The sequence below is a fragment of the Desulfosarcina cetonica JCM 12296 genome (genome assembly GCF_001311845.1).
GTDB classification, from domain to species: domain Bacteria; phylum Desulfobacterota; class Desulfobacteria; order Desulfobacterales; family Desulfosarcinaceae; genus Desulfosarcina; species Desulfosarcina cetonica.
Genome location: NZ_BBCC01000224.1, coordinates 1 through 9377, shown reverse-complemented (window position 1 = coordinate 9377; position 9377 = coordinate 1). Strand labels below are relative to the sequence as shown.

Here is a 9377-nt window from a genome sequence, read left to right as displayed (position 1 = left end):
TATCCCTCAGGGTAACCGCATTTATTCGATGGCCTGAAATTTACGCATGAACCGACGGTCAATCCTATCCTTGATGATAAACGCCGGCCGGCCCCCGAATTCCAGCCAGCGTTTTTTCAGCACGCCGGTGCGGCCGCCCAGGTTGAAGATCAGCAGGTAGTCGCCACCCGGATCGAAGGGCATCAGGTCACGGCCCTCCAGCCGGGCCAGGAGATTGTGGTACAAAATCGGGTTCTCCCGCACGGCATAGACGCCCACCTTGTCCAGTGGCTGTTTCTGGAAGTAGATGCAGTCGCCGCCGCCGAAAATGTCGGGATATTGGGTGCTCTGCAAAAAGACGTTGACCCGCAATCCGCCGTCCGGCCCCGTGGCAATCCCCGAATCGGCGAAAAGGGGTGATGGCCGTACGCCCAGCGCCAGGAAAACGAAATCCGCCGGCAGGGCCTCGCCATGCTCCAGGACGACATTGCCCGGCGACACCTGACGCACGTAATCCCCTTCGCGCACGACAATTCCCCGGCGGCGCAGGCTGCCCAGGATGCGGTGACGGATGGTTTGGCTGAAACGGCCCATGAAGGTCTTTCCCGCGCAGATGGTGATCCGGGGCATCGTGCGCCCCGTATCGCGGGCCAACTGCCAGACGTTGCCGGCGACTTCGGCCGCCGAGGGGCCGCCGCCGACAATCACCACCTGTGTCCGGTGCCGCGCGAAATGGTCGGCCAGACGACTTTTGGCCGCCATGAGCCGTTCGATGGGTTTGACCGTGAAAATGTCTTCGGGGCTTCCCTCGATGGCCGGTCGCGGCACCTGGCTACCCGCGTTGCAAGAGAGCACGTCATAGGGAACGCGGGTGCCGCCGTCGAGCACGACGATTTTGCCCTGGGGATCGATCCGGACCGCCTTGTCGCGGATGAACGTGCCCCCCTGTTTTTCGACCACATGACGCGTGGCAAAGCGGATCTCTTCCGGACGGTAGGTGCCCGAGAGCATGCCTGGCCCCATCCCCGAATAGTAATGATGGTCCGACGGACCGATCACGGTGACGGCGATTCCCTTGGCGGTGATGGCTGCCAGGTTGGCCAGGGTGACCATGTGGGCGTGACCACCACCGATGAGCACCAGTCGTTTTTGCATGTCAGGCCTCTTTTTTACGAATCCGTCATGGTTTTTTCCATCAACTTGCCCAGGAGCGCCAGATGGGTCTTTTCCTCATTGGCAATCTGAACCAAGGCCGCCTGGATTTCCGTATTCGTGGCTTTCTCCGATGCCCGCAGGTAGAGATCCAGGGCCTGGGCCTCGATGGACATGGCCAGCTCGATGATTTCGACCACGCTGTCATAGCTGGGCATGAGCAGGTTGGCATACTCCTCGGTGGTCAATCCGCCTTCGAGAACGCCGGGCAGCGCCTGGGTTTCGAATGTCTCACGGGTGACCGGTGTGCCGGTGACCGCAGTGTATTGTTGAAGAATGCGATCCTGATGTTTCACTTCAATTTGAGACAGTTTTTGAAACAGTTGTTTCGTGGGATCATTTTCCACTTTTGCGCTCATGGTGTCGTAAAAGTCCTTCAACCCCGCTTCCAGGGAGTACGCCACGGTCAGGGCCTGTTCGACGGAGGCGACCCCGTCGAAGAGCGCCAGCCCCTTTTCCTCACCGAGAAAGGCCGTTTCGTTGGTCCAGGCGTTGAATCCGCCGGCCATGTTCAAAATGTTCGTGAATCCCTGGCCGGAGAGCAGTTGGGCCGCCACTCGGCTACGGCCGCCGACGGCGCAATAGACCAGGACGGGTTTTGTTTTGTCGAGCTTGGGCAGGTAGTCGGTCAGGTCCGGCAGGGGTGCCAGCACCGCACCCGGAATATGGCCGGCTTCGTATTCCTTGGGTTGGCGGACGTCCAGGATGGTCACGTCCTCAACCTTTTTATCGGCCAGAAAAGCTTTGGCTGCATCGGCATCGACCGATTTCACGGGGGTTAGAAATTGTCGCCAGTTCATGGTGGCCTCCATTGGATTGGGGGTTTTATGGCATTGTCGGGGAACCGAAAGGAAGACGAAGTATACACAAATTAAAACGGGGATACCATAGCCTTTTTAGGTGGCATGTGGTTTGCTTATTTCAACGCTACTGTCACCATTATCACCGCTGGACCGTTTGGGTCCTTTTTTCTCAATCCTTTGCAGGAGGCGTAACCATGAATCTGGATGATTACAAAGAGATCATCAAACAGGCCATCGCCAATGAAGTCGAGGCAAGAAAATTCTATGAGGATGCATCCAACACCCTCAAGGATCCCTACCTCAAAAAACTTTTTGCCTCGCTGGCCGACGAGGAAAAGAAGCATCGGGATATCCTCACCAAGATCTACACCAGTGATACGGTCAAGACCTATTTTTCGGAAACCCGGGATTATAAGGTTGCCGAGACCATGGACGAACCCGCGCTTTCCATGGACATGAAGCCGGCCGATGCGTTCGCCCTGGCCATGAAAAAGGAAGAGGCGGCCATGAAGCAGTATACCGAAATGGCCAATCTTTGCGACGATGCCCAGAAGCGTCAAGTCTTTTTGGATCTGGCCGCCATGGAGCGCGATCACAAACTGAAAATGGAATCCGCCTTCGTTGAAGTGGGTTATCCAGAGGTGTGGTAGGCCATGGCCCTTTCGGTTGTCGATCTTTACCGTGATGTCCTGCCCAAGACCAATTGCGGTGATTGCGGATATCCGACGTGCCTGGCCTTTGCCGGCATGGTGGTTTCCGAGCAACTCTCCCTGGCCGGTTGCCCGCATCTTGACCCGGCGGTGGTGGAACGCTGCAACCAGGAGCTGGGGGCGCAGTATGCCGCCGGGAAATGGACCAAGCGGGACTTGGCCGAGGATGCCCTTCAGTGGGCCCGGGAGCGCTCCGCCTCCATGGCCCTGAGCGACCTTCCCCAACGCATCGGCGGACGTCTCGTGGATGCCGATGGGGTGCCTGCCCTGGAATTGCCCTACTATACCGGCCGGTGATCATCCGTGACGACGATATTACCCGCGCCGACGGGGAATCGCTCACCCGCTGGGAGAAGGTATTCATTTACAATCATATGGCCCAGGGCGGGCAGCGCATGCCGACCGGCAAGTGGAAGGGGTTCGAGGAATTTCCCAACACCGTGTCCAAGGTCAAAACCATGGCCAAACAGGTGGAGGTGCCGCTGGCGGCGCGTTTTCAACATCGACCGGCTGAACTGAAGACGGCGGCTATACGTTTGGGTGGAGAGGAGGTCACCGGGCAGGGGAACACCGCCGATGTCGCCTTTCTCTTCCATCCGTTTCCCCGTGTGCCGGTCACCCTGCTTTTTTGGGACGAAGACCCGGTGGATGGTTTCGCGGCCACGGTCAAGCTGCTTTTCGACGAAACCGTTATCGAGCATCTGGACATCGAATCCATCGTTTTTCTGAGCGAACGCCTGCGGCAATTGCTGGAGGATACCGACGAAAAAGAAACGTAACCCATCTGTGATTGGAGGATGCCGTGCAAACCTTTGATGTGGCCGTTTTCAAACCGTATTCATTTACCGTGGGGCAGAAGATCAACATCGCCTCCGGTCCGCGCAAGGGCGATTGGGAAGTGGTGGCCGTGACCGAACGCAAGGTCAAGCTGCATTGCCCCTTCAGTCATCGGGAGTTCGAATGGGATCGCTTTTGCTATCTGGTCGAGGAACGGCAGGGGGTGGTTTGGCCCGGACCGGAATGAGAGGCTGGCGACCCGAAACGAGGAGGTACGCATGGCGCTCTACGACTACGATATCGGGATTATCGGTGGCGGTGCCGCCGGGTTGACGATTGCATCCGGCGCCGCCCAACTGGGCGCCAAGACCCTGTTGATCGAAAAAGAGCCCCAACTCGGCGGGGACTGCCTGCACTTCGGGTGTGTGCCCAGCAAGACCCTGATCCGGTCGGCCTACCTTTATCATCAATTCAAACAGGCCGAGCGCTTTGGACTGCCGGTGGTGGATCTCCCGCCGGTGGACTTTGCCCGCATCGCCAAACGGATCCAGGACGTCATTGGCCAGATCCAACGGCATGATTCGGCGGAGCGCTTCTGCCGGTTGGGCGCCAAGGTCGAATTCGGCACCGTTTTTTTCGGAATTCCCACCGGGTCGATTTGAACGGACACAGCGTCAGCGCGAAAACCTGGGTGGTGACCACCGGCTCGTCGGCCGCCGTCCCCCCGATTCCCGGTCTGGACCGAGTCGATTTTTTGACCAACCGGGATCTCTTTTCCCTGGAGCGCCTGCCCGCCAGCATGATCATCCTGGGTGCCGGCCCCATCGGGATCGAGATGGCCCAGGCGTTTAGCCGCCTGGGAACCACGGTCAGCGTGGTGGGCCGGTCCGAGCAGATCCTGAGCAAGGAAGACCGGGACATGGCCGATGCGCTCCAGGCCCGCCTGGCCGCCGAAGGCGTTACTTTCTATCTGGGCGCGAAGATCGAAGCCGTCAGTCAAGTCGGATCGAAAAAATGCGTGCGCCTGCGGCTAAACCCGGATGCCGCCGTCGATCTCACGGCGGAGACGCTTCTGGTGGCCCTGGGGCGGACGCCCAATGTCAACGGCTTGTGGCTGGAAGCGGCCGGCGTCGACGTCGGCCCCACGGGCATTGCGGTGGATCCGCGCCTGCGCACCAGCCGGAAACACATCTTTGCCGCCGGAGATGTCAACGGCGGATACTTGTTCACCCATGCGGCCGGTTACGAGGGCGGTATCGTGGTGAGCAATGCCGTCTTTCACCTGCCGCGTAAGGTCGACTACACCTGGCTTCCCTGGTGTACCTATACGGATCCGGAGCTGGCCAGTATCGGCATGAATGCGCGCAGGGCCGAGGCGGCGGGCCTCGATCCCATTGTTTTGAGTGAACCTTTTGCGGCCAACGACCGGGCCTGGTCGAAGGGGAGGGCGAGGGGCGCATCAAACTGATCCTGGACAAACGCGAAAAACCATTGGGTGTACAGATCCTGGGCCCCCGGGCCGGAGATCTGATCGCCGCGTGGGTGGCCACCCTGAACGGCGGCGTCAAACTCTCCACTCTGGCGTCGGCCGTTCATCCCTATCCCACGCTGGCTGAGATCAACAAGCGGGTGACCGGTAATCTCTTCTCGCCCAAGATTTTTTCCGCAACCGTGCAAAAAGGACTCAAGTTGTTCTTTAACCTCAAAGGCCGCGCGTGTACCCCCCCGGACGGCGAGTGTCGGCAATGATATGCGCTGGGCGATTCGGCCGGCGGCGTATTTCGGCGAACATAAGGAGAATTTGAGACAACATGTCTCAAAAAACAAACAGGAGATGATCCCGGCGATGGCTGGCTTCTGAAGAATAGGCGCTGATGGGCGGCCTTTTTCCTTGACGCTCATGGCATGCAACTTGATAATAGGTTGCGATGACGTTCAGTTGTCATCCCTACCCGGAGCAATGCATGGAAGAGCAGATCCAATTCGAGAACCATCTGGGGGAGACCCTTGTGGGAACCCTGCACCTGCCCGAGGGACAATCGGTGGGCGCCGTGGTGGCCGGGCACTGTTTCACCTGCTCGCGGCATACGGGAATCCTGCGGCATGTTGCGGCGGAACTGAGCCGTGTCGGTTTCAGCGTGTTGCGTTTCGATTTCTCCGGTAACGGACAGAGCCAGGGCGCCTTCAGCGATTCCACCTGGTCCAAGCAGATTCGGGAGATGGCGGCGGCGGTCGCCTTGATGCGCGGCCGGGGCGCCGTATGGATCGGGCTCATCGGCCACTCCCTGGGGGCCGCGATCGCCCTTTTGACGGCCGGCCGCGACGATGGTATCGGGGCCATCTGTCGGCTGGCCGGACGGGTCGGGAAAGAGCTGCCCTTGCATTTTCTCACCCCGGCCCAGCAGCACGCCCTGGCCGACACCGGGACGGTGGACTTTACCAGCCGTGGGCGCCGGCTCCATCTCAACCGCGATTTTTTCGACGATGCCGGACGCTACGACCTGACCGCGAAGACCCGCGCCTTGAAGATACCGATATTGATGGTTCATGGGGATCAGGACACGATCATTCCCGTGTCGGAAGCGCGGTTGGCCAAGGCGGCCAACCCGGACCGGGTAGAGCTGCTGCTCGTCAACGGCGGCGATCACATGTTTTCCCGGCCTGAGCACCAGCAGCAGGTCAGCGACTTTGTCGCGGCATGGTTCCGCCGACAAGTGGATGTTTCAAGTTCCAACCATTCCAACGAATCCAAATAATTTTATCGCTTACAGGAGGTTTGCCGAGGATGAATCTATCCGAGACCCTCAGCGCCGAGTTCATTGACGCTCAATATCGCCAATGGAAATCCGATCCGAATTCCCTATCGGAGGATTGGCAGTTTTTTTTCAGGGGATTTGAAATGGCCGGCACAAAAGGTGGCTCTGGCGATGCCGGCGATCCCGAACAGGCCATGCGCCAGGCCAGGGTCAGTGCATTGATTCATCGTTATCGGGATATCGGCCATCTGCTGGCCTGCATGGATCCGCTCTCGGCCTGCCCCACCTCGCATCCCCTGCTCGATCTGGACGCCTTCGGCCTGGAACCGTCCGATTTGGAACGAACGTTCGCCGCACCGGGTCTCATGGAAGCGGGCAGCGCTCCGCTCAAGGAGATTATCGGTCGCCTGAAGCAGACTTACTGCCACAGCATCGGGGTCGAATACATGCACATCCAGGATCCCGACGAGCGGGCCTGGCTGCAGGCCTGCATGGAGCCCGGGGGCAACCGGACCGCGTTTTCGGCTGAGGACCGCGGCGATATCCTGCGGCAGCTGTCGGCGGCAGCCCTCTTCGAGGCTTTTCTCAACAAGAAGTATGTGGGTGTGACCCGTTTTTCCCTCGAAGGTGGCGAATCGCTCATTCCGTTTTTAGAGGCGCTTTGCCGGCGTGCCCATGAAGCCGGCTGCCGGGAGGTGATTCTCGGCATGGCCCACCGGGGACGTCTCAATGTCCTGCGTAATATTCTGGCCAAACCGGCCGATGAGATCTTCTCGGAGTTCGAAAGCTGTTACGACCCCCACGACCTGATCGGTTCGGGCGATGTCAAGTATCACAACGGCTATCTTGCCGAGCGTCGCCTCGGGGACGGCGACCCGATGACCCTTTACATGGTGAGCAATCCCAGCCATCTGGAAGCGGTCGACCCGGTGGTCACGGGCATTGCCCGCGCCCGGCAGGACCGGCTCGACGACAGGCCGGAGTCGGTGGTCATGCCGGTGCTGCTGCACGGCGACGCAGCCTTTGCCGGCCAGGGGGTGGTAGCCGAAACCCTCAACATGTCGCAGCTCAAGGGCTACCGCACCGGCGGCAGTGTGCACGTGATCATCAACAACCAGATCGGCTACACCACCCTGCCTGAAGACGCCCGTTCCACCCGTTATTCCACCGATGTGGCCAAGGGGCTGATGGTGCCGATTTTCCACGTTCACGGCGAGGACCCGGAAGCCGTGGTGCATGTGGCCCGTCTGGCCGCGGACTACCGCTACCAGTTCGGCAAGGACGTGGTCGTCGACCTGGTCTGCTACCGGCGCTATGGCCACAACGAAGGCGACGAGCCTTATTTCACCCAGCCCACCATGTACCAGCGCATCCGCGATCGTGCCCCGATTCATCAGGTCTACGGACAGCAGTTGGTCGGTGAGAAGATCATCGCCCCGGAGGCCATCGCGCAAATCGATGCCGACATCAACGCCGGTCTTGACGCGGCCTTTGAGTCGATCCACGGCACCACCTGCCTTTTTCCGGAACCGCGGTTTTTCCCCGAGTGGGAGGGTATCAGCGGTACTTTTCGCTTCAACGCCGTTGCCACGGCGGTGGCAAAAAAGCCCCTGACCGCCCTGGCCGAGCGCTTGGCCGCCCTGCCGGCGGATTTTACCGTGCACCCCCGGCTGAAAGGGGTGCTGAACAAACGCCTGGAAGCGGTCCTATCGGGCGAGGGGATCGACTGGGCGGGCGCCGAAGCCCTGGCCTTTGCCACGCTTCTGGCCGAGGGGCATCCCGTTCGGCTGAGCGGCCAGGATGTCGGTCGGGGAACCTTCAGCCAGCGCCACAGCGTGCTTTGGGATTACCAAACGGGCCAGCCGCATATGCCGCTAAGCCACCTGGCACCGGATCAGGCGCCCTTTGCCGTCTACAACAGCCTGCTGGCCGAGGCCGGGGTGCTGGGCTTCGAATACGGCTACGCGGTGACCCGGCCCGAGGTCCTGACCCTGTGGGAGGCCCAGTTCGGCGATTTCGCCAACAATGCCCAGGGCATCATCGATCTGTTCATCGCCAGCGGACAGGCCAAATGGCAGCAGTTGTGCGGGCTGACCCTGCTCTTGCCCCACGGCTGGGAAGGGCTGGGGCCCGAGCACTCCAGCGCCCGGTTGGAGCGGTTTCTGCAACTCTGCGCCGGTGACAACCTGCAGGTGGCCAACCTGACCACGCCGGCCCAGTACTTTCATCTGTTGCGTCGCCAGGTGAAGGCCCCCTTCCGCAAACCGCTGGTCATCATGACCCCCAAGAGCCTTCTGCGCCATCCCTTGGCGGTCTCTTCGTTGAAGGCGCTGACCAGCGAGACGTTTCAGCCGGTCATCGATGATGCCGAGGCCGGGGCCACGGCCAAGAAGGTGGTTTTTTGCAGCGGCAAACTCTACTACCAGCTGATCGCCCGCAGACAGCAGATAAAGGCCCTCGATACGGCCATCGTGCGGGTGGAACAGCTCCATCCCTTTCCGGAGAAGGCCCTCAAGACGGTGATTGGCCGCTACAAGAAGGCGACCGTTTGGATCTGGGCCCAGGAGGAGCCGGAGAACATGGGTGCCTGGCAGTACATGCGTCCCCGATTGGGCGTGATGCTGAAAAAAACGCTTGCCTACGTGGGGCGCAATGCGTCGGCCAGTCCGGCCACCGGTTTTCCCAAGATCTACAAAATGGAGCAGGATGGGATCGTGGACCGGGCCATCGGTCCCCATGGCCAGTCCGGGGAGGTCGCCGGTTGAACCTTTGACACGCCGCCCTTTCCAATTTGTCCAGCAACCCTAACGCTTTGGATTGGCTGATGGTCGACCATTGGTTGCCATACGTTCCAACCCATGGCCATCCGCCAACCCGCTTTTATCCAAGGAGCGTCCATGTCCATCGAAATCAAGATTCCCAGTGTTGGTGAGTCGGTTCAGGAAGCCGTCCTGGCCGAGTGGTTTAAACAGGATGGCGATGCCGTCCACAAGGACGAGCCGCTGTTCGTCATCGAAACGGACAAGGTGACCCTGGAGGTGGTGGCCGAAGCCGACGGGATCCTGAAGATTATCGTGCCGGCCGGACAAACCGTGTCCATCGGTGCCGTGGTCGGTTCCATCGAACCCGGCGCGGCAGCG

At 60.2% G+C, this 9377-nt stretch carries 10 protein-coding genes and 1 pseudogene; 9 read left to right on the top strand and 2 right to left on the bottom strand.

All coding sequences use genetic code 11. The features are described 5' to 3' along the window. Nucleotides 1-21 precede the first annotated feature (21 nt). Both JCM12296_RS29670 and JCM12296_RS29665 read right to left on the bottom strand, forming a co-directional pair. Nucleotides 22-1134 (bottom strand): NAD(P)/FAD-dependent oxidoreductase, encoded by a 1113-nt coding sequence (locus JCM12296_RS29670; RefSeq protein WP_054700570.1) that lies wholly within the window; start codon nt 1132-1134, stop codon nt 22-24. Between the two features lie 14 nt (nt 1135-1148). Beyond that, the gene (locus tag JCM12296_RS29665) at nt 1149-1991 is read right to left on the bottom strand and encodes a rhodanese-like domain-containing protein (RefSeq protein WP_054700567.1); all 843 of its coding nucleotides are present in this window, start codon (nt 1989-1991) and stop codon (nt 1149-1151) included. Nucleotides 1992-2188: 197 nt separating this feature from the next. Between JCM12296_RS29665 and JCM12296_RS29660 the strand changes: the two genes are divergently transcribed. From JCM12296_RS29660 to JCM12296_RS29630, 9 genes and pseudogenes are all read left to right on the top strand, one after another. Beyond that, a complete protein-coding gene (locus tag JCM12296_RS29660; RefSeq protein ID WP_054700562.1) occupies nt 2189-2644 on the top strand; it encodes a ferritin-like domain-containing protein in 456 nt (151 codons plus the stop codon). A gap of 3 nt (nt 2645-2647) precedes the next feature. Then, on the top strand, nt 2648-3001 hold the full coding sequence (locus JCM12296_RS46215; protein WP_246805107.1) for a (Fe-S)-binding protein: 354 nt from the start codon (nt 2648-2650) through the stop codon (nt 2999-3001). After that, nucleotides 2998-3483: a DUF3786 domain-containing protein gene (locus JCM12296_RS46210; RefSeq protein WP_246805105.1), complete on the top strand. Its 486-nt coding sequence runs from the start codon at nt 2998-3000 to the stop codon at nt 3481-3483. Before JCM12296_RS46215 ends, JCM12296_RS46210 begins: the two co-directional genes overlap by 4 nt. Before the next feature lie 23 nt (nt 3484-3506). After that, the gene (locus JCM12296_RS29650; RefSeq protein WP_054700573.1) at nt 3507-3728 is read left to right on the top strand and encodes a hypothetical protein; all 222 of its coding nucleotides are present in this window, start codon (nt 3507-3509) and stop codon (nt 3726-3728) included. Between the two features lie 31 nt (nt 3729-3759). Continuing rightward, nucleotides 3760-4143, top strand: coding sequence for an FAD-dependent oxidoreductase (locus JCM12296_RS48375; RefSeq protein WP_281492199.1), 384 nt, complete (start codon nt 3760-3762; stop codon nt 4141-4143). A 29-nt stretch (nt 4144-4172) separates the two neighbouring features. Further along, nucleotides 4173-5230, top strand: a pseudogene (locus JCM12296_RS48370) (dihydrolipoyl dehydrogenase family protein). Between the two features lie 215 nt (nt 5231-5445). Further along, on the top strand, nt 5446-6237 hold the full coding sequence (locus JCM12296_RS29640; RefSeq protein ID WP_054700559.1) for an alpha/beta hydrolase: 792 nt from the start codon (nt 5446-5448) through the stop codon (nt 6235-6237). A 29-nt stretch (nt 6238-6266) separates the two neighbouring features. Next, a complete protein-coding gene (locus JCM12296_RS29635) occupies nt 6267-9002 on the top strand; it encodes a 2-oxoglutarate dehydrogenase E1 component (RefSeq protein WP_054700556.1) in 2736 nt (911 codons plus the stop codon). A 132-nt stretch (nt 9003-9134) separates the two neighbouring features. Further along, on the top strand, nt 9135-9377 hold a 243-nt coding region (locus tag JCM12296_RS29630; protein WP_304512173.1), incomplete at its 3' end, for a biotin/lipoyl-containing protein.